This window comes from Macrococcus capreoli, from assembly GCF_025628935.1.
Classification (GTDB): domain Bacteria; phylum Bacillota; class Bacilli; order Staphylococcales; family Staphylococcaceae; genus Macrococcoides; species Macrococcoides capreoli.
Window position 1 is genome coordinate 40607 of the sequence record NZ_JAOTIS010000002.1, and the last position, 21102, is coordinate 61708.

The 21102-nt window shown below is 34.8% G+C and carries 21 protein-coding genes and 1 riboswitch; of the genes, 2 read left to right on the forward strand and 19 right to left on the reverse strand.

The genetic code is table 11. From position 1 onward, the window contains the following. Positions 1-4: 4 nt before the first annotated feature. From mutS to OCL94_RS01875, 7 genes are all read right to left on the reverse strand, one after another. Positions 5-2599, reverse strand: a complete 2595-nt coding sequence (gene mutS, locus OCL94_RS01845; protein WP_262993972.1) for a DNA mismatch repair protein MutS — start codon at positions 2597-2599, stop codon at positions 5-7. Positions 2600-2601: 2 nt separating this feature from the next. Further along, entirely contained in the window at positions 2602-3099 is a 498-nt protein-coding gene (gene thiW / locus OCL94_RS01850; RefSeq protein WP_262993974.1) for an energy coupling factor transporter S component ThiW, read from the reverse strand. 66 nt (positions 3100-3165) lie between these two features. Next, on the reverse strand, positions 3166-3591 hold the full coding sequence (locus OCL94_RS01855; RefSeq protein ID WP_262993976.1) for a YlbF/YmcA family competence regulator: 426 nt from the start codon (positions 3589-3591) through the stop codon (positions 3166-3168). Continuing rightward, positions 3591-5123, reverse strand: coding sequence for a tRNA (N6-isopentenyl adenosine(37)-C2)-methylthiotransferase MiaB (miaB, locus tag OCL94_RS01860; RefSeq protein ID WP_262993978.1), 1533 nt, complete (start codon positions 5121-5123; stop codon positions 3591-3593). The genes OCL94_RS01855 and miaB overlap by 1 nt, the downstream gene beginning before the upstream one ends. A 130-nt stretch (positions 5124-5253) precedes the next feature. Next, complete coding sequence (locus OCL94_RS01865; protein ID WP_262993981.1) at positions 5254-5943, reverse strand: hypothetical protein; 690 nt, start codon at positions 5941-5943, stop codon at positions 5254-5256. A gap of 378 nt (positions 5944-6321) precedes the next feature. After that, the gene (locus tag OCL94_RS01870; RefSeq protein WP_262993983.1) at positions 6322-7227 is read right to left on the reverse strand and encodes an ABC transporter ATP-binding protein; all 906 of its coding nucleotides are present in this window, start codon (positions 7225-7227) and stop codon (positions 6322-6324) included. Between the two features lie 2 nt (positions 7228-7229). Beyond that, positions 7230-7601 carry a GntR family transcriptional regulator gene (locus tag OCL94_RS01875; protein ID WP_262993985.1) on the reverse strand — a complete coding sequence of 124 codons (372 nt, stop codon included), beginning with the start codon at positions 7599-7601 and terminating at the stop codon, positions 7230-7232. Between the two features lie 119 nt (positions 7602-7720). Here OCL94_RS01875 and OCL94_RS01880 point away from each other — a divergent pair, with 119 nt between their 5' ends. Continuing rightward, on the forward strand, positions 7721-8050 hold the full coding sequence (locus tag OCL94_RS01880) for a hypothetical protein (RefSeq protein WP_262993987.1): 330 nt from the start codon (positions 7721-7723) through the stop codon (positions 8048-8050). Positions 8051-8233: 183 nt separating this feature from the next. Further along, complete coding sequence (locus tag OCL94_RS01885; protein ID WP_262993989.1) at positions 8234-8881, forward strand: DedA family protein; 648 nt, start codon at positions 8234-8236, stop codon at positions 8879-8881. Positions 8882-8966: 85 nt separating this feature from the next. Here OCL94_RS01885 and OCL94_RS01890 read toward each other — a convergent pair whose 3' ends face one another. From OCL94_RS01890 to OCL94_RS01945, 12 genes are all read right to left on the reverse strand, one after another. Beyond that, positions 8967-9674: an ABC transporter ATP-binding protein gene (locus OCL94_RS01890; protein ID WP_262993991.1), complete on the reverse strand. Its 708-nt coding sequence runs from the start codon at positions 9672-9674 to the stop codon at positions 8967-8969. Further along, the gene (locus OCL94_RS01895; RefSeq protein WP_262993993.1) at positions 9667-10407 is read right to left on the reverse strand and encodes an ABC transporter permease; all 741 of its coding nucleotides are present in this window, start codon (positions 10405-10407) and stop codon (positions 9667-9669) included. Before OCL94_RS01895 ends, OCL94_RS01890 begins: the two co-directional genes overlap by 8 nt. Next, positions 10404-10691, reverse strand: coding sequence for a thiamine-binding protein (locus OCL94_RS01900; RefSeq protein ID WP_262993995.1), 288 nt, complete (start codon positions 10689-10691; stop codon positions 10404-10406). Before OCL94_RS01900 ends, OCL94_RS01895 begins: the two co-directional genes overlap by 4 nt. Continuing rightward, the gene (locus tag OCL94_RS01905; protein WP_262993997.1) at positions 10691-11695 is read right to left on the reverse strand and encodes an ABC transporter substrate-binding protein; all 1005 of its coding nucleotides are present in this window, start codon (positions 11693-11695) and stop codon (positions 10691-10693) included. Before OCL94_RS01905 ends, OCL94_RS01900 begins: the two co-directional genes overlap by 1 nt. 48 nt (positions 11696-11743) lie before the next feature. Beyond that, positions 11744-11844, reverse strand: a riboswitch (TPP riboswitch). 90 nt (positions 11845-11934) lie between these two features. Further along, complete coding sequence (locus tag OCL94_RS01910) at positions 11935-12798, reverse strand: 2-oxoacid:ferredoxin oxidoreductase subunit beta (protein ID WP_262993999.1); 864 nt, start codon at positions 12796-12798, stop codon at positions 11935-11937. Then, complete coding sequence (locus OCL94_RS01915; RefSeq protein ID WP_262994001.1) at positions 12799-14532, reverse strand: 2-oxoacid:acceptor oxidoreductase subunit alpha; 1734 nt, start codon at positions 14530-14532, stop codon at positions 12799-12801. Between the two features lie 106 nt (positions 14533-14638). Beyond that, positions 14639-15430, reverse strand: coding sequence for a TIGR00282 family metallophosphoesterase (locus tag OCL94_RS01920; RefSeq protein WP_262994358.1), 792 nt, complete (start codon positions 15428-15430; stop codon positions 14639-14641). 202 nt (positions 15431-15632) lie between these two features. Beyond that, positions 15633-17189 (reverse strand): ribonuclease Y, encoded by a 1557-nt coding sequence (rny, locus tag OCL94_RS01925; RefSeq protein ID WP_262994003.1) that lies wholly within the window; start codon positions 17187-17189, stop codon positions 15633-15635. A gap of 228 nt (positions 17190-17417) precedes the next feature. Then, positions 17418-18482 carry a recombinase RecA gene (gene recA, locus OCL94_RS01930; protein ID WP_262994360.1) on the reverse strand — a complete coding sequence of 355 codons (1065 nt, stop codon included), beginning with the start codon at positions 18480-18482 and terminating at the stop codon, positions 17418-17420. 330 nt (positions 18483-18812) lie between these two features. Beyond that, positions 18813-19394 carry a CDP-diacylglycerol--glycerol-3-phosphate 3-phosphatidyltransferase gene (gene pgsA, locus OCL94_RS01935; protein WP_262994005.1) on the reverse strand — a complete coding sequence of 194 codons (582 nt, stop codon included), beginning with the start codon at positions 19392-19394 and terminating at the stop codon, positions 18813-18815. Between the two features lie 37 nt (positions 19395-19431). Further along, positions 19432-20286 (reverse strand): helix-turn-helix domain-containing protein, encoded by an 855-nt coding sequence (locus OCL94_RS01940; protein ID WP_262994007.1) that lies wholly within the window; start codon positions 20284-20286, stop codon positions 19432-19434. A gap of 18 nt (positions 20287-20304) precedes the next feature. Next, complete coding sequence (locus tag OCL94_RS01945; protein ID WP_262994009.1) at positions 20305-21099, reverse strand: DUF3388 domain-containing protein; 795 nt, start codon at positions 21097-21099, stop codon at positions 20305-20307. Positions 21100-21102: the final 3 nt, after the last annotated feature.

Consider the following 21102-nt stretch of genomic DNA (forward strand, 5'->3'; position numbering starts at 1 on the left):
TCACCTACTTAATTTGTGACTTCAATTGCTGTAATTTCAATAACGCTTCAATTGGCGTCATCGATTCTATCGTTAATTGTTTCAATTCTGAAATGACCGCATTGTTTTCTGATTCACTGAATAAATCAAATGCTGGTTGAATAACAGCTTGACTTTCTTTTATTACTTGTTCATCTGGATTTACTTTTTTGTGTTGTGCTTTCAATTCATTTTCTTTTTTTCGATCATCTCTACCGACAAAGTTTAAATCTTTAATACTGTAGTTTTCGAATGATTCCAGTAAATGTCCTGCACGACTAATGATTTCATCTGGTAAATCAGCTAGTTTTGCAACGTGAATACCGTAACTATTTTCGACTGCACCTGGCATAATCTTATGTAAGAAAATGAGCTCTCCGTTATACTCTTTCGCAGCAACATGTATATTGTTTAATCCATCAAGCGAATGATCTAAGCCGACTAGTTCATGGTAATGCGTTGAGAATAATGTTTTTGCACCGATGTGATTGTGTACGTATTCAATCATTGATTGTGCGAGCGATAAGCCATCATAAGTTGAAGTCCCTCGCCCAATTTCATCGAAGATAATCAAACTATTTTCAGTTGCATTAACTAGTGCATTGCGAGCTTCAAGCATTTCAACCATAAATGTACTTTGACCACTGACTAAATCATCTGCAGCACCAATGCGCGTAAAGATTTGATCGAATATCGGTAATTCTGCAGAACTTGCCGGAACATACGAACCCATTTGTGCCATTATGCTGATCAATGCGACTTGTCGCATATACGTTGATTTACCACTCATATTGGGACCTGTTATTAAATAAATAAAGCCATTATCATCTAATAAACAATCATTTGGAACGTATTGATCACGTTCCATCACTTGTTCAACAACTGGATGTCTGGCATCTTTTATTTGCAGTACACGTCGATCCGATATTTTCGGTTCTGTGTAGTTATTATTTGTTGCCACTTCACTAAAGTTTTGCAAACAATCAAGTTCTGCAATGCGTTTCGCCTGGCGTTTCAAATTCGGGATATAAGCTTTGACTTGTTCACGCAACTGAATAAAAGCTTCGTATTCAAAATCAATTGCTTTTTCTTCAGCACCTAATATGAGTGCTTCCTTTTGTTTCAATTCTTCTGTAATGAAACGTTCAGCATTGCTCAGTGTTTGCTTACGGTCATATCCAAATTCAGCAATATCAAGATTTACTAAATTCGCCTTAGAAATTTCAATATAATAACCAAATACTTTATTATAGCTAATTTTTAGTGATTTAATACCCGTACGCTCTCGTTCTTTCGTTTGTAATGCTGCAAGCCATGCTTTTCCATTCTTTTGTGCGTTGCGATACTCATCTAGTGTTATATTATAGCCATCTTTAAAGATACCACCTTCTTTAATTGTTGTCGGGGGTTCTTCAACGATACTTTCCTCTAACATTTGATACAGTGGCGCTAAACTTTGAATGCCTTCTAGTCCACTAACGATATGACTAAAAGGATTTAGTAATTCATTAATGCGCGGTAATTGCTCTAAAGAATACTTTAATTGAATTAAATCCTTTGCATTCACGTTTCCAAATTGTACACGACCTGCTAATCGTTCTATATCATACACGTGTGTTAAGGCTTCTCGTAACTGATGTCGTAATAAAAATTCATCATTAAATAATCGAACAACGGTTAAACGATCTTCAATTTGTTCTTTATTCACTAACGGACGTTCAATCCATTCTTTCAGTCGACGATTACCCATCGGCGTTTTACATTGATTATAAATTGATAACAACGTTCCTTTTTTCGTTTTGAGACGAATACTTTCAGTGAGTTCTAAATTACGCTTTGCATACATATCCAGGCGCATATGTCCGAGTGCTGCATATTCTATTGGTTGATCAATATGATCTAATGCACGCATTTGCGTATCACGGATATAACTTAATAGTAAGTTCACGGCTGGCTGAAGTTGTGCGCTTAAGTTAGAAGTGATATCAAACGTCACATCTGATTGATATAATGAAACAACATTTGTCATCAGGCGCATATGCTGATCAATATTTGATGGTAATGCAGCATTAATAATAATTTCTTTCGGTGCAATGCTACTCATTTCATTTAACATTGTCGTTTCGTCACATTGTGTGACTTTTAATTCTCCAGTAGAAACATCACTGTATGCAATGATATAATCCTCGCCTGCATCAAATAAACATGCTAAATAGTTGCTCTCGTTTTCACTGATCATATCATCCATCACAGTTCCTGGCGTAATAATCTGAACAACTTCTCGCTTGACCATACCCTTTGTCATTTTAGGATCTTCCATCTGTTCAGCGATTGCAATTTTATAACCTTTTTCAATTAAACGTTCGATGTAGCCTTTTGCAGAATGATGAGGCACGCCACACATCGGTATGGCATTCTTTTTATCGCGACGCGTTAAAGTGATTTCTAATTCTTTCGCTGCAAGTATCGCATCATCATAGAACATCTCATAGAAATCACCTAAACGAAAGAATAGAATTGCATCTTTATACTGCTCTTTCATTTGTAAATATTGCGTCATCATTGGTGTTGGTTTAGACATCTTTATCCATTCCTTTTGTTTAATAAATTTCTTTTATTTAATAATAATAAGAGTATGTATGCAATGATACTCCCAAATAGACTGCTTAATAAAAAAGCGTAAAATATGGGCATAAACCCCTTCAAATCTAAATGCATTATCCACATGAAAGGTATCGTACAAATGCTACCAATAAAACCCGTACCGATCCATTCACCGATTGAAGCCAACTCAATTCTTTTGAACTTGCGGTACATTAATGCTGCAAATAATACACCGATCATACTACCAGGGAATGCAAACAGCGATCCTGTGCCAAATATATTTCTGAGGATTGAACTAATCAAAGCTTGTGCCAAGCCGAACCACGGTCCAACAAACACTGCACATAATACATTAATAAAATGTTGCATTGGAAATGCTTTAATCGGTCCTACTGGAATATAGATCATCTGACTTAAAACAACATTTATCGCAATAAAAATGCTCGTTAACGTTAGCTTTCTCGTTTCGTTTTTCATATATCCTCCTCGATTAATAAAATAATGCCGATTCTAATGAACCGACATTATTTGAGTTGTATATAATTAGTTACCACATCCAGGTGCTGCATGTTCAACAGCTGCGCCCGTTTCGCCAGTTAATAAGTCGCCACCCGTTGAAACGATAATTTCATCTGTAACAGTTTGACTAATTGCATGTGAAACCATTTGAAGTAACGCATTCACTTCACCTTGTGCTTCTTTAAATTGATCGACGATTGGCATTTCATCAAGTTCTGCTTCTACTTTAGCAATTTTTTCTTCAACCATACCTAAAGCTTTTTCTTTACCGTAATTCTCGAAATTGACAGCTTGTTTTTGTAATGATTTTAATGATGCCATTTTTTCGCGTACGTTTTGGTTTTCATGAATTTGTGCTTCTGCACGCTTAAAGAAATCAACGGCTTCTGTTTCAGCCATCATTTTTCCTAATTCTTTCGCTTTTAAAAGTATTTCATCATTTGTATACATTAATTTTCCACCCCAACTGGTTCTAATATTTCAAGCAATTCCCCATTTAATGAGTAACGCATTGTTTCAGTAATTTTAACTTTTACAAGTTTTCCAATTGCTGCTTCAGGTCCTGCAAAGTTAACAAGTTTACTCTTATCGGTATATCCCGCTAAAATATTTTCGTTTTTCTTTGAAGGTCCTTCACATAATACGATGACTTCCTGATCCTGATATTTTTTCAGTGCACATTCTGTATGATGTTCAACAACTTTATTTAAACGACGTAAACGATTCTTTTTATCTTCAGTTGATACATTATCTTTCATCTTCGCTGCAGGTGTGCCTTCACGTGGCGAATATAAATACGTATAAGCGTGTTCAAATCCAACGCGTTCATATAAATCAATTGTATCTAAGAATTGTTCTTCTGTCTCGTTTGGATAACCGACAATAATATCAGTTGTTAATGCAACGTCAGGAATAGCTTCTTTAATCTTATCGACTAGTTCTAAATAACTTTCGCGTGTATATTTACGTCCCATAATCTTTAACACATCATTATTACCACTTTGTACTGGTAAGTGAATATGCGGTACGATATTTCCACCTTGCGCTAATACTTCGATTAAACGATCATCAAAGTCCCAAGGGTGACTTGTCATAAATCTTACACGCGGGATATCGATTTTCTGAATATCTGCCAATAAATCGCCTAATCCATAGTTTAAACCTTCAATATCTTTACCGTATGCATTAACGTTTTGACCTAATAAACAAATCTCTTTGTATCCACGTCGCGCTAAATCACGTACTTCAGCAATAATCTCCTCAGGTTTACGACTACGTTCTTTACCGCGCGTAAATGGCACGATACAATACGTACAGAATTTATCACATCCATACATAATATTAACCCATGCTTTCGTTTCACCCATACGAACCTTTGGAAGGTTCTCGATGACGTCACCTTCTTTAGACCATACTTCAACAACCATCGCTTTAGACATATATGCTTCATCTAAAATGGCTGGTAAGCGGTGAATATTGTGCGTACCAAAGATCATATCAACATTTTGATACGACTTCATAATCTTGTTTACTACTGATTCTTCTTGAGACATACAACCACAAACACCGATTAACACATCCGGTTTTGCTAACTTAATATGTTTTAAGTTCCCAATTTCACCGAATACTTTGTTTTCTGCATTTTCACGAATCGCACACGTATTCAGTAATATAACATCCGCTTCATTGACATCATTTGTTGCTTCATATTCTAATGCTTCAAAGATACCCGCCATTACTTCAGTGTCATGTTCGTTCATTTGACAACCGTACGTACGAATAAAGAATTTGCGACCGCGACCTAAACCTTTATACTTTTCATCGATTGAGAAAGCATGATGTTCTACTGATTCTTTACCACGTTTTTTCGCATCTTTTAAACTTGGTGGCTGATACACTTTTTCGAAATACTTACTGTAATCTTTCTCAGGTGCATTTTTACCGCGCACTTGAGAAGCATCTATTCTACTTTCTTCATTCATTTCATACTAACCCCATTTTCAACTTAATCATTCCTATAGTATAACTTTTTAAAGATGCTTTTTCAAAGTATTTTTACTTGGAGGATAAAATTTAAACAATTAAAAAACACCTCATAATAATATGAGATGCTTATACTTTACGATGAACTTTAAATGATAATAAACACAGTCCTAATCCGAATGCATTCACCACATACGGGAACTGATATAAGTATAAACGCCAAAAATCACGTTTACTTAAATTTAAGTTTAAATTGATATCATTCATGATTAGTAAATAGTGAAAACCAAATGCAAGAATAAATAGAACACTCGCGATGCTCACCAAAAGTAAATAAGTAAGATTGTTTTTTATACCTATCATTAACATAAAACCATTCATCGTTAAGCTGATGCCAAACATTAATATGATTGCTTGAATATTGATTAATTCATTATGAATAGCATAGAAAACAAATGCGAAAATTAATAGTATTGCATGAGATAGCAATACGAGTATTATATTTTCCATTCTTATATCTTTTTTATTAACAGGTAAAGTTTCATACCATTGAATTATTTTATGTTTTCTTAAAGTGTCATATTTCTGAGCGTGTATAAAGAATACACAAATCATTGTTAAGATGAAAAAAGTATCGGTAAAACTAAATGTAATCTCTTTTTTGTCAACTTGCATATCATTGTCATAACCTACAAAAACTTGAGTTGCACTGTCATAACCAACGAACACTTTGAATAATATAGCAGCAATAAATAAAGTTAATATAATATATGGAAAGAATCTTAATAATTTAATATCTAACATTAATAAACGCTTCATTTTTAATCACTCCATAAAAGATGTTTTGAGTGTGCATTTTTTTCTAAATATTGCTTTGTCCAACAAGTAAAAATAAATATTACCACAACTATTGGCAGCCAAGTGAAATAAAATGCATGTGGATTTAGCATACCCCTATCAAATAAGTTCTGCATCGGCATTTAGCCAAATAAAAAGCATATAGATGACATAATATTAGTGTAAGTGTGGCAACTGAAAATAATATTACATAATTAATTTGTGATTTTAGTAGGCTACATATTAATTTTAATTCTCTTATCACTGAACCACCCGCTTCTTATAATTCTTATCAACCATCCTATATTAAACAATTATGAGATGGTTAGTAAATTACTAGTTTAATAATAAACACTCAAATTACTTTTGAACTGTAGAAACAACTTTAGCTGATTGATCATGGTGCATACGCTCCCTTTTCTTGAAATACATGAGCTCATCAATGTTTGCCTTACGAATCGACACTTCCTTACCAAATAACTCATCCAACGTCTGCGCCTCTTTCGTCAACGCAGTAAAACTGTCATCAAAGTATTCAATACCAATTAATAGTGTATTAATTTCATCATCTAATACTTTTACCGGCCCTCTAACAATTTGATATTCATCTAAGATAATATCTTTTTCATCCATCATAATCAGCTTTCCTTGCTCAATGTAGCAAATGTAATCTGCAATAGATTCTAAATCTGATGTTATATGCGTTGAGAATAGTATCGTCATCTCTTCATCTAACATTAAATCCTGAAAAATTTTCAGCAATTCTACTCTAAATGTTGGGTCTAAGTTAGAAGTCGGTTCATCAAGTACTAACAATTTTGCATGGTGACTGAGTGCTGTTGCTAAATTCAGTTTTACTTTCATCCCTTGAGATAACTGTTTAATCTTTTTATTTGTTGGCACTTCAAATCGCTCAAGATAGCTATAATATGCTTTACTATCCCAATTATCGAAATACATCTTCATAATCGTTTCTAACTTCTTTGCATTCATCCAATCCGGAAAGTGATTCTCACTAAACACGATACCGATTTCAGAAAGTATGCCTGCTCTATCTTCTAAATACGATTGATCAAATACTTTAATTTCTCCCTGGTCTGGTGACGTCAAGTTTAGTAACTGATAAATTAAAGTTGTTTTACCCGCACCGTTCTCACCAATTAATCCAGTAATATAACCTTTTGGTATCTCAAGATTCGGAATATCTAGTACAAATTTATTCTGTTTGAACATTAAGTTTCTTACTTCAATCACATTTGGTTGCATCGTTATTCCTCCCATAAATCGTTTATTAGTTCATTGAAATCTTTTTTGTCAAAATTTAAGCGTTTGGCAAGTTGGATTGAAGACATTATTAAAGATTCTAATTCCTTATTCGATTGTTCTTCTATCATTGCAATATTCCCTTGTGAAACAAATGTCCCTTTTCCAGGAATCGTATATAGGTAGCCTAAATCCTCTAAATCTTTATACGCCCGCTTCGTTGTAATCACACTGATGCCTAACATTTTTGCAAGTGCTCGCATAGACATAAGTGATTCACCTTCTTTTAATTCCTTTGCCATAATCAATCGAATGATTTCTGATTTCAATTGCTCGTAAATCGGTTGATCACTCTTTGGGTCAAAATGAATGTTCAATTCATCACCTTCTTTGTTGTTATACTGTATATATACAATATATACAGTATGTACAAATTTGTAAAGCATTTATCTTTTCAAATATTTACTATATAATCGAAATACGAGGAGATGAAGATATGAAACAAGAAGATAAAATTATTGAACTTGCACCAGTAGATGCGAAAATTTACGAAATGGTTGAAAGAATCCCGAGAAAATGGTCAAATTTTGTATTGGAATATATTGCAAACCAAACCATTGGTAATCCAAGATTTATTAGCAACTTTTTTAATCCTAAAAGGTTCTATATCGTTCTTTCAAATTCATCTGCAACTTTGTATGATATTAACGAAAAACTAGTAGTTCACTCAACTGATGTGACACACTTAGTAGATAGTTCTATGTCGGAAATAAAGTTTGAGTTAGATGGAAGTTTGTTTGAATTTCATAAAATTGTACGCAAATAATACACTGACAAATCAATTGTCGTTTGAATATAACATGCACGATTTACTCTTGAACTGGTTGTACTCAAAACATTAACTGCAATACTAATCACATTATTTTCATCATTTTAGTTCTTCTCTTTTGAATATTCATTTCAGTAGCGTATAATAATAAGGAAATTATCAGAATTGGAGAAACAAGTTATGAATATCATCACACAACTTTTAGATTTTATTTTACATATCGACGAACATCTCGTTAATATCGTCAAAGATTATGGCGTTTTAACATACGCGATTTTATTTGGTATTGTCTTTGTAGAAACCGGGCTCGTTATTATGCCATTTTTACCAGGCGATTCAATACTCTTCGCTGCAGGTGCATTGGCACCACAAGGCGCACTTAACATTTGGTTTTTATTTATATTACTCTCTATCGCGGCAATTGTCGGGGATACATTAAACTATCATATCGGGAAATGGATTGGCTTTGGTATTGTCAATCATCCTAAATTGGGTCGCATGATTAAACAGGAACATTTAACGAAAGCAGAGCATTTCTTTAATAAATACGGTGGAAAAACCATCGTCTTGGCTCGATTTATGCCTTTCATCAGAACATTTATTCCTTTCGTTGCCGGTGCAAGTTCAATGAAATATAGTTACTTTATTCTATATAACATTATCGGCGCAGTTGCATGGGTTGGAATTTGTTTAGCTGGTGGCTATTTCTTCGGTAACATACCTGTAGTAAAAAATAATTTCGAGATTGTTTTAATATTAATTATTCTCGTATCTGTTCTACCTGCTGTGTTCAGCGTGATTCAAAACATGAGAAAAAACAAAAAGTAATATTAAAAATCTTTTAAATCAACGGATAAAAATATGGAAAGAGGTGAGACTAAAATTTGTCTCACCTCTTTTATGTCGTTCATGATTATTTCAATTGTTCAAAGATCGTTTTACGCAAAGTTAATTTTTCAGCATCATTTTTATACGCTGATGTGTCATAAATATTAGTAATCGTTGCAGGTTTACCATTCAATATCATAATCCTATCAGACAGCTCTATCGCTTCATTTATACTGTGTGTTATCATAATAACTGTTTTCCCGGTTGATTTAATTAGAGATTTAAGCCACATTTGCATTTCAATGCGCGTAATTTCATCTAATGCTGAAAACGGTTCATCCAGCAATAACACATCATGTTGTGTGTTTAATGTTCTTAAAAAAGATACGCGCTGTTTCATTCCACCAGATAATGATTTCGGATAGGCATCCTGAATCTCCGTAAACCCTGCTTGCGCTAATAAGGCATCACTTTGATCATTACTTTTATTATTACCAATTTCAGTCGCAAGTTGAATATTTTCTTTAACGGTACGCCATGGCATTAACGAACTTGTTTGTGGCATATAAGAGACGTGTCCCGTTTGTTGCACTTCTTGACCATTAATCCAGACGTGCCCTGTTGTTTGTTTCAGTAAACCACCAATGATATTAATTAATGTCGATTTTCCTGCACCACTCGGACCAAGTAACGCAACAATTTCATTATGCGGAACTTCAAAGTTAATGTTATCTAACACTTTTTTATTGCCATATTGATGAAAGATGTGTTCTAATTTCAATATTTTATTCATGGTGCCACCTCAAAACAAAACGCTGTAATAATTCGATTACGATATAAATCATAAGCGCAAATATAATAATCCAGACGATTGCGACAAACACTTGATCAACTTGAAAGGCACGCTGGGCAAGTAACATAAACTTACCTAATCCTTTATCACTACCTAACCATTCAGATATGATAGCCCCCATCACTGCATAAGTACCTGCAATCTTTAATCCATTAAATAAAAATGGCATACTATTCGGCCATTCTAACTTTGTAAATAAAGCGAATCGGTTCGCACCCATCATGTGCATGTACTTCTTTAAATCTTGATCTGTTGCCTGAAATCCTTCAAGTAAACTTACAGTAATCGGAAAGAAACAGATTAATGTAATAACTATCAATTTCGGTAATAAACCAAAACCAAACCAAATTACAAGTAAAGGTGCTATGACGATAACAGGTATATTCTGGCTGATAATCAACAACGGATAAATATAATCATTGAGTACAGGTACTAAATTTAATATAACCGCACATAAAATACCAAAGATAATCGAACAAACTAATCCTATCAATACAAGTTGAATGGTTGGCAGCAAATGAGGATAATATTCAGGGAAATCATAAATAAATGATTGTCCTATTGCACTAGGGGCAGGTAATGTATATGAATCAACATGTAATATCCGTACAAGACCTTCCCAAATACATAATAAGCTGATAATAAATATGGAAAATTTTATCGTTCTAATCATCGATATTTCGCTACCAGTTCATCCATTGACACAGATTCAGCATGATAAAATTTCACTTGAGAAATAATGGATGCACAACCTAATGCACGCATACGATGATTCATTTGTTCTATTAATGGAAGTAATTCATGCATATCACCTTCAATACTTGTTTCTAATGGTGATACGTAAAATTTCAATCCTGATTGTTCAATCACTTCTATCGCTGCATCCACATAAGGAATGACATCTTGCCCTTCCGGTGTTTTAGGAATAATTTGTATACTCATGATTGTATTCGCCATTATTTCCCCTCCACAAATTCATTCGTAAATGCAGCTTTCGCATTGAAATCATTTTTTATAATTTTATTGTCTTTTAAATATTTTGCATAGTTTGCCCAAACTTTTTCATCTTGCATACCCCATGATTTTGCATCATCTTGATATTTAGGAGATAGGTATTTTTGTGATGCATAGACTAAATCTTTTTGTTTTTTTAGTTCAGGCGCTGCCTTAATTAATATATCAGCACTTTCATGCTCATGCTTAATTGCATATTCATAGCCTTCTTTAACGGCTGCCATAAATGCTTTCGCTGTATCAGGATTTGACTTTAAGTATTTTTCGTTAGCAATGATGATAGGTGTATAATAATCTAAATTTTTATCGTAATCTGTTAAGTATTGCATATTCACATCAATATTACGCGTCTTCGCTTCAATGCCTGTCCAGCCATAATAAACCCATGCAAAGTCGATATTCTTTTTCGATGCAGCGAAGAAATCCGTATTGCCCATATTCACTATCTTCGTTTGATTGATATCAGCGTTTGATTTATCCATTAATGTCTTAATGAATGCTTTTTCAATCGGTGCACCCCATCCACCATACGTTTTACCTTCATAATCTTTAGGTGATTGAATGTTTTTTTCTTTTAAGCTCATAAATCCACTCGTGTTATGTTGAATAATAGCTCCAATCGATTTAATCGGGACACCTTCTGAGCGTGATTGTGTTACTTGTTCCTGTGCACTAATACCAAACTGTACATCTTTTTTATTTGCTGCAATCAATTGATCTGCAGTAACTTCTCCCGGTGCTTTAATCTCTACATTTAAACCATGTTTCTTAAAGAAGCCTTTTTCCTTTGCAACGTAAAGGCCTGTATGATTTGTGTTTGGCGTCCAGTCCAGCATAATTGTGACTTTCTTTTCTTTACTACTATCCGTTTTATTCTGACTATTATCGCTATTACATCCGGCTAATAATATTGCACAACTCATACTTAACATAATACTTTTCTTCATATCCATTTCCTCCAAATAAAAAAACACAACCTAAACAGAGTAAAGTTGTGTCAAAACGCGACACTTCCCTACGCTAGTGTTACCTAGATCAGGTGAATAAGGGTTTAGGACCATCGTCCAATCTCAGAGTAACTCCCCTAGTGTTTTTTAGTTATTTTATTTTTCTTAATTAGTATAACAAATAATCAAAAGACTTAGCAAAGTTATTTCAATTTGCTAAGCCTTTTAACATATTGAATTTACTTAAACTCTGCCATTAACGCCTCAAACTTCGATTGATCCATTTCAATCGGTTCTTTCGCTAATGACTTAGAATACCCATTTAATTGTTCAGCATAGCTTGGAGTTTCTGTATCCTGATAGATAATACCAGTTACTAATCCGTTATGTTCTACGACTGTGTTTAATGCTTGAGTTCTGTTTTTATTGTCATATCCTTCTATATCGTTTAATGACGTTAAGTTTACTTTAAACCATTCATACGTATTCACTTTATTGTAAGTCACACATGGTGAAAATACGTTTACAAATGCAAATCCTTTATGTTGTATCGCTGCTTCAATAATTGCAGTGAGTTCCTTAATATCACTTGAGAAACTTTGTGCTACAAATGTTGCACCAGATGTAATTGCAAGTTCTAATGGTGATACATTTTTCTCAATAGAGCCTTGTGGCGTAGTCTTCGTGACGAATCCATGTGCTGAACTTGGTGATGTTTGACCTTTCGTTAAACCATAAATTTGGTTATCCATTACGACATACGTTAAGTCAATATTTCGACGGATTGAGTGAATGGTATGTCCCATACCGATAGCGTAACCATCACCGTCACCACCTGAAGCAATGACTGTAAGTTCCTGGTTTGCCATCTTAACACCTTGTGCCATCGGTAAAGCACGTCCGTGAATTGAGTGGACACCATATGAATTAATATAACCCGATAAACGACCAGAACACCCGATACCTGTAATGACTGCTAATTCTTCAGGCTCTAACCCTACATTGGCACATGCTTTTTGTATCGCTGCTTGTACTGAGAAGTCACCACATCCTGGACACCAGTTTGGTTTTACATTATTTCTGAAATCTTTAAACGTTGCCATTTAGATGCGCTCCTTTACTTCAATGACTTCATTGATTTTTGCTTCAATTTCTTTCGGTAAGAATGGTGTACCATCATATTTCGTAAAGTTTGTAATCTTACCTTGATGCATTGTGTTCATTTTTATAATGCTTGATAATTGTCCGCCGTAGTTGTGTTCTGCGACAATGACTTGTTTCGCTTTGTTGATTGCGTCTTGTACTTCATCAGTCGGAAAAGGATGTAATTGTTTAATGTGTAAGTGGTTGACTTTCGCATCCATTCTATCAATCGCTTCATCAATAGCTCCATATGTTGATAAATAACCGATGACTAATACATCTGCTTCTGCATGATTTTCTTTATAATCAACAGGCTCTGAAATTTTTAACTGTTCAATTTTACGCATACGTTTTTCCATTTGTTTCGCGCGGTTGACTGGGCTTTCAGAAGGTTTTCCTTCTTCAGTATGTTCTACACCGGTAACGTGATGAATACCATTTTTAACGCCTGGAATAACACGTGGTGAAACGCCACTTTCTGTTACTTCATAACGCTTGAAGTATGATTTATCTTCACGTTCCGCAACTTCAGTGATTAAGTTACCACGATCAATCTTAATTCTATTAAAGTCTAAATTTGGAACAGTATGTTTACCCATAGAAAGCTGTAAGTCACTAAGTAATATCACGGGACATTGGTACTGCTCAGCTAAGTTAAACGCCTCTGCAGTTAAATAAAATGCATCTTCAGCAGTTGTAGGTGCTAATACAATCTTCGGAATATCACCATGCGTGCCGTAAATCATTTGCATTAAATCTGATTGCTCTTGTTTCGTAGGTAAACCTGTTGAAGGACCACCACGCATTGTATTAATCACAACGAATGGTTGTTCTGTCATTCCACTTAGTCCAATAGCTTCCATCATTAAAGATAAACCAGGACCCGCTGAAGCTGTAAATGCACGAACGCCGCCATAGTTTACGCCGATCGCCATAACTGCTGCCGCAATTTCATCTTCTGTTTGAATGACTGTTCCACCGAATTCCGGTAATTTATCAATCATGTATTCCATAATTTCACTGGCAGGCGTGATTGGATACGCAGCCATAAATCTTGCGCCACCTGTCAATGCACCTAAAGAAATCGCATCATTACCAATCATATAAAGATGCCCTTCTTCAGTTGAAGGATTTAACGTAAACGTATGGAAATCTTCCTGTTCCATTAAATCAAATCCAGCATGTAATGCTTGTTTGTTTAATGCACATATTTTTTCACCTTTTTTACCGAAAATATCATCAACTAATACTTCAAAGTGCTTTAAGTCAACACCAATTAAACTTGCACTCGCCCCAATGGCAACCATGTTCTTCATTAAAGCTGTGCCAAGTTCTTTTGCAATTTCAGTAAATGCCATCGGTACGAACTTACCTTCATAATCATCTGGTTTAACCGGATCAAATTTGCTATCTGCTAATATAATACCTGTTGCATTCATTTCATGATAATTGACATCAATTGTTTCCTGATCGAACGCTACTAATATATCTAAATCATCGCTGATAGAATGCACTCTCGTAGTTGAAACACGAATTTTATTATTCGTATGTCCACCCTTTATACGACTTGAGAAATGTCTGTAACCATATAAATAATAGCCTAGACGGTTTAAGGCAGTTGAGAACATCTCACCTGTACTTTCGATACCTTCACCTTGCTGACCGCCGACTTTCCATGAAATTTGAGATTTCATATGTACCCTCCTACTTTTAATCACTTATTATAATATAACAAAGAACCACTAGTCTTGACATAGACAAGTGGTTCTATCCTAAAAAATCAGTCGAATGGCCGATACGTTATTTTAATGGATGATCTTCATTAATTAATATTCGTTCTATTTTCTTCGTTGTTCCGTCTGTTTTTAATTCTACAAAGACACCACTTAACACGCCACGACCTTTATCTGGTACTACATGTTTCACTGGCATTGATGTCAGGAAACGATGAATGACTTCATCTTTATTAATCCCTAATATACCATCATAATAGCCTGTCATACCGACATCCGTAATAAAGCCAGTGCCTTCATTTAAGATTCGGTTATCACTTGTCTGGATATGCGTATGTGTGCCAACAACAACACTAGCGCGCCCATCTGCATAATAACCAAAGGCACCTTTTTCACTCGTCGTTTCTGCATGAAAGTCTACAAAGATGTAATCTGTTTCGCGTTTGGCGATTTCATACAACGCATCAAACTTTTTAAAAGGACAATCAATTTGTTGCATAAATGCACGACCTTGTAGATTGATTACAGCAATTTTTTTATCATTGAATTTAATGATCTGCATACCCTTCCCCGGGTTGTCATCAGGATAATTAGCTGGACGTATCATCTTGACATCACTTTCTAATAAGTCATAACTATCACGTTGCCCGTACGTATGATTGCCTAAAGTGACACAATCCACTCCGAACGTCATCATTTCTTTATATATTTTTTCTGTAATACCACGACCATGCGCCGCATTCTCTCCGTTGACAATTGTAATATTCGGTCCATATTTCTTCTTAAGCTGCGGTAAGAATTCAGTAAGCATTTCCCTACCTATTGAACCTACAACATCACCTATAAATAAAATTCTCATCATATCCTCTTTCCTTATCGCTATCTCTTTTCTTCTTAAAATAATATATAACATTCATTATTCAAGCAATGTATTTTTGTGAATTCATTTCATTAATAAAAATATAACATAATATGCCCAATGTATTCCCTTTTAATTGTAATGTAATTAAAAAACAACCCCCAAAGCCTTATGGCTCTAAGAGTTGTTAGGGTTACTTCTATTATTTCGCGTATTCTATTGCACGCATTTCTCTGACGACTGTCACTTTAATGTGACCAGGATATTGTAATTCTTCTTCAATTTGATTTTTGATATCTCTAGCGATACGATGTGCTTTTAAATCATCCACATCTTCAGGGGATACGATAATTCTAATCTCACGCCCTGCTTGAATTGCAAATGATTTTTCAACGCCATCATAACTTTCAGAAATCTCTTCCAATCGTTCAAGACGTCTTACATAATTTTCTAATGTCTCACGTCTTGCACCAGGTCTCGCTGCACTTAAAGCATCTGCCGCTGCAACGAGTACAGAAATGACGCTATTCGGTTCGATATCGCCATGATGTGAATGAATCGCATTAATTACTGTTGCATGTTCACGATATTTCTTCGCTAAATCAACACCAATTTCAACGTGTGACCCTTCTACTTCATGGTCAATCGCTTTACCAATATCATGTAATAATCCTGCGCGTTTTGCTAATGTAACATCTTCACCAAGTTCAGCTGCAAGCATCCCTGAAAGATGTGCCACTTCAATGGAATGCTTTAATACATTCTGTCCGTAACTTGTACGGAACTTCATACGGCCTAAAATCTTCACTAAATCTGGATGTAAGTTATGAATACCCAATTCAAATGTCGCTGCTTCACCTGCTTCACGAATAATTTCATCCACAGATTTACGTGCTTTTTCAACCATTTCTTCAATACGTCCAGGGTGAATGCGTCCGTCAGATACTAAAGCTTCCAATGCTGTCTTCGCAATTTCACGTCGAATTGGATCAAAACCAGATAAAATAACCGCTTCAGGTGTATCATCAATAATTAAGTCAATACCTGTTAACGTTTCAAGCGTACGAATATTTCGACCTTCACGACCGATTATTCTACCTTTCATTTCATCATTAGGAAGATTAATCACTGATACTGTTGATTCTGAAGTATGTTCAGCAGCTAAGCGTTGTACTGTCGTTGCAAGGACCATTTTCGCCTTCTTATCAACTTGCGCTTTCGCCTCTTGCTCTTTTTCTTTAACCATGACTGCAATATCATGTGTTAACTCTTCTTCAACTTGATCAATAATTTCCTGTTTCGCTTCTTCTTGCGTCAGTCCGGAGATGCGTGTTAACTCTTGTTCATGTTTCACTATAATATCTTGCACACTTTGCTCTAACGCATCTACATGTTGTTGTTTTTCTTCAATTTTAGATTCTTTTTGTTCTAAAAGTTCATCCTTTTTATCTAAAAGTTCACTTTTACGATCTAAGTTTTCTTCTTTTTGAAGTAGTCTTGCTTCTTGTCTTGCAAGGTCTGAACGTCGCTCTTTGAACTCTGCCTCTAAACGATCACTTCTTACTTGATTTTCTTCTTTTGCTTCAAGTAATTTTTCCTTTTTAAGACTTTCAGCTTCTTTGTTTGCTTCACTAATGATATGCTCAGCTGTAGTTCTGGCTTGCATTTGCTGGTTAGTTAAGCTATTCTTCGCCAATATGTACCCTACACCAACACCTAGAATTATTCCAAGCAAAATGAATAAGAGGTTTAATAGCATAACATAAACACCTCCTTATTTGCTTTTTTTCATCTAGTCAATCTCAATTTATCGTATAGAAATAAATGATTTATTTATTTCATATACAAATTAATTGTACGTTTAATAAGTCAAGCATGTCAAGGTGCGTAGAAAATAAAATAACGTATATGTAACAATTAGTTGGAAAATTACAAAAAGCCGAATAATTGTCCGTAAACAAGACGGCATATTATTCGGCTTTCCCTATTATACTAATTCATCATCAAATAAATCATCTGCTGGTGGTGCTTCAGGTACTTCAGTTTTCGGAGCATCTTTGTCTTCCCCAATGCCCATCGCTTTACGAATCTTCATATCAATTTCGTCACGAATTTCAGGGTTCTCACGTAAATATGTTTTAATATTTTCGCGACCTTGTCCAATGCGTTCGCCTTCATATGAATACCAAGCGCCTGATTTTTGTAAAACTTCATATTCTGCACCTAAATCAACCATTTCACCTTCACGTGAAATACCTTGACCGTACATAATGTCAACTTCTGCCACTTTAAATGGTGGCGCTACTTTATTCTTAACAATCTTAATCTTCGTACGGTTACCGACAATATCCTGACCTTGTTTCAATTGCTCTGCTCGACGGACTTCCAGACGAACAGAAGAATAGAATTTCAATGCACGGCCCCCTGGTGTAGTTTCAGGATTACCAAACATTACACCAATCTTTTCACGTACTTGGTTAATGAATATTGCAATCGTATTTGATTTCGATACTGCACCTGATAATTTACGTAATGCCTGGGACATTAAACGCGCTTGAAGACCCATATGCGAATCTCCCATTTCACCTTCTATTTCAGCTTTCGGTGTTAATGCGGCAACTGAGTCAACAACAATGATATCAACTGCCCCACTTCTTACAAATGCTTCAGCAATTTCTAGACCTTGCTCACCATGATCGGGCTGTGATAAATATAAATTATCGATATCTACACCTAATTTTTGTGCATAAACAGGATCTAATGCATGCTCAGCATCAATAAATGCAGCAATTCCACCTTGTTTTTGAACTTCAGCGATTGCATGTAATGCCACTGTAGTTTTACCTGAACTTTCCGGACCATATATTTCAATAATACGGCCTTTAGGATATCCACCTATACCGAGTGCATTATCTAATGTAATAGACCCTGATGATACTGCTGAAACGTTATGCGCAGTGTTTTCACCAAGCTTCATTACCGCACCTTTACCAAATGATTTTTCCATATTTTTAATAACTGTATCTAATGCTTTTTGACGTTCGCTCATAATTGCTAAGTCCTCCTATATTATACGTTGATAGTTAAACGGTTTTATAATTTCTCAGTCAAGTAATAATAAACATAACTTCACATTAATCATTGCTGAATGATATATGCTTATTGTATTCCCGCTTTTGATGAATTTCATCTCATTACTCACTACAAATATAACTATACTGTTAAACATAAAAATTAGCAAGTAAAAAGCGAACGCATGTTTGTATTTTTCGATATTTTCCTGAAAATAGGGGAACAAAAAAAACAAGGCATACACCTTGTTTAAAAGTCTACATATTCAGGTCACGATATATCTATACATTATTTGCAATTTAATCATACGCTATTTTGAATTTTTAAATACGTTACGCCCATGATAAAAATACTCAATACCTGATAATATAGTAAAGAATACAGCAACATACATTAACACATACCCTGATTTAAAGCCAGTCCATTGTTGAAATGGTTCATTTAATAGTAACAATGTCATCGCAACCATTGTTACAGCTGTTTTAATCTTTCCTAATTGCCCGGCTGCAGATACAAACCCTTGTTCAATTTGTAATAAACGTAATCCTGTGACTGCAAATTCTCTTGCTATGATGATAATTGCCATCCATGAAGGGATTAAACCTAATTCAACGAGAGCAATCAGACCACTCGATACAAGGAGTTTGTCTGCTAATGGATCTAAAAATTTCCCCATATTCGTCACCAGCTGCCATTTACGTGCTAAGTAACCATCAATCCAGTCTGTTAAAGAGGCAAAGATAAATATCGAGGCAGCAATGAGTTGCTCAATACGCATCGTATCACTGCCCAGAAATGAAATTTGTCCCATATTGAAATCCGCGAGTAAAAAGATTAAAAATACCGGGATAAGTAGTACTCTTGCTACAGTAATTTGATTTGGTATATTCATTATGTTTTACTTCCTTTTCAATTATTCATTAAAAAAATTATTTTATGATTTTAAAGTAATATGTTCTTGTAATTAAATTTTCTGCTTCTTTCGGTACGATTACTTTCTTTCCGTTAATATACACATCTAAAGAGGTAGAATTCCCGGAAATTAAAGAAATTGTTTTGGCATCTTTATCAATTTTCATCGTTTCAGATTTCATCTCTTTGTATGCATAATTTTTCTTATTATCATCATAAATTTGTACCCAGGTCGGTATTTTAGAGTCAATCTTAACCGTAATTTGCTCTTTTGATGAAATTTCATAAGCTAAATTCGCCCCATCGAAGTTCTTATATGTCACTTTTAAAGGGTCTTCCACTTTTGCAGGTGTTTTTGTTTTACTTTTCGAATTGCCTTCGTTTGCCGTTTTAGAAGGCGTCGGTTTTTCCACTGTCTTTTGCTCAACACTTACATTTCTACTTTTATTAATATTTTCAGCCTGCCATGCACTTTCTTTATTCGTAAACAGTAAATGCGTACAAATAAGCCAGATTACAAAAAGTGCACCTATAATGCCTGCTAATCCTAACAATAACTTCTGAACACTTTTATCATTATTAATGACATGCGCTGTACTTTTAATTTGATGACTCGCCTCTTTAGCGCTCATCTTTTTCTCGGGCAACTCATTTTCATGCGCTTTAATTAATTGCACGGCGTCTACATTAACCGCTTTCGCATATTTTTCTATAAATCCTCTTGCATAATCAGGATTCGGTAATCTATCAAACGCGTTGTTTTCAATCATTTCAATATACTTTTTTTGTATTTTTACTTTTTTCTCCAAGTCAATCAATGTCATTCCAAGGGATTCTCTTTTTGAACGTAATTTCTGTCCAATTAATTTCATAAGTGCCTCCTTTATGGCTTAAAAGAACGCAAATTCATCATTATCAAATAAATTGTTATGTGATATTTGTTCGTATGTAATTTCCTGATTTTCTGTCTCTCTTAATTCAATAATATAATCAAAATCATCTAAAGTATAGTCTGTTTTTTGAACAAACAAATCTGGATGCTCAATAACTTTAGTTGTTGGTAAAGCCATCACTTCTCGCACTAAATTTAAATGTTCTGCGTTTTGTTTAATCGTCAGAGCGCCATCAATGATAAATATATGATTGTTGTCATATTCACCTTTATATAAAGTATTTCTCACGGTTTGTTTAATCATTGTAGACGAAATAAATAGCCACTTTTTATGGGCACAAACACTTGCTGCAACGACCGATTCTGTCTTACCGACACGCGGCATACCACGGACGCCAATCACCTGATTCCCTTCTTGTTTAAATAATTCAGCCATTAAATCAACGAGAATCCCTAAGTCTTTCCGAATAAATTTGAATACATGTTTGTTATCTGCCGCACGTTCAATATGTTGCCCGTGACGCACCGCCAGTCTGTCTTGTAGTAAAGGTTCACGCAATTTAATAATTTCTATATCTTCTAATTGGGAAATAATATTTTCAAAACGTAGAACTTTATCTAAATCATCTGTTTTAATTAACAGACCGCGAACACCTTGATCTACACCGTTAATGGTAATAATACTGATACCTAATACACCTAATAAGCTAGAGACATCACCAAGTAGTCCTGCTCGATTAATTTTAATTTCATATTCCAGATACCATTCTTTCGTTCGTTCAATTGTCGACATAGC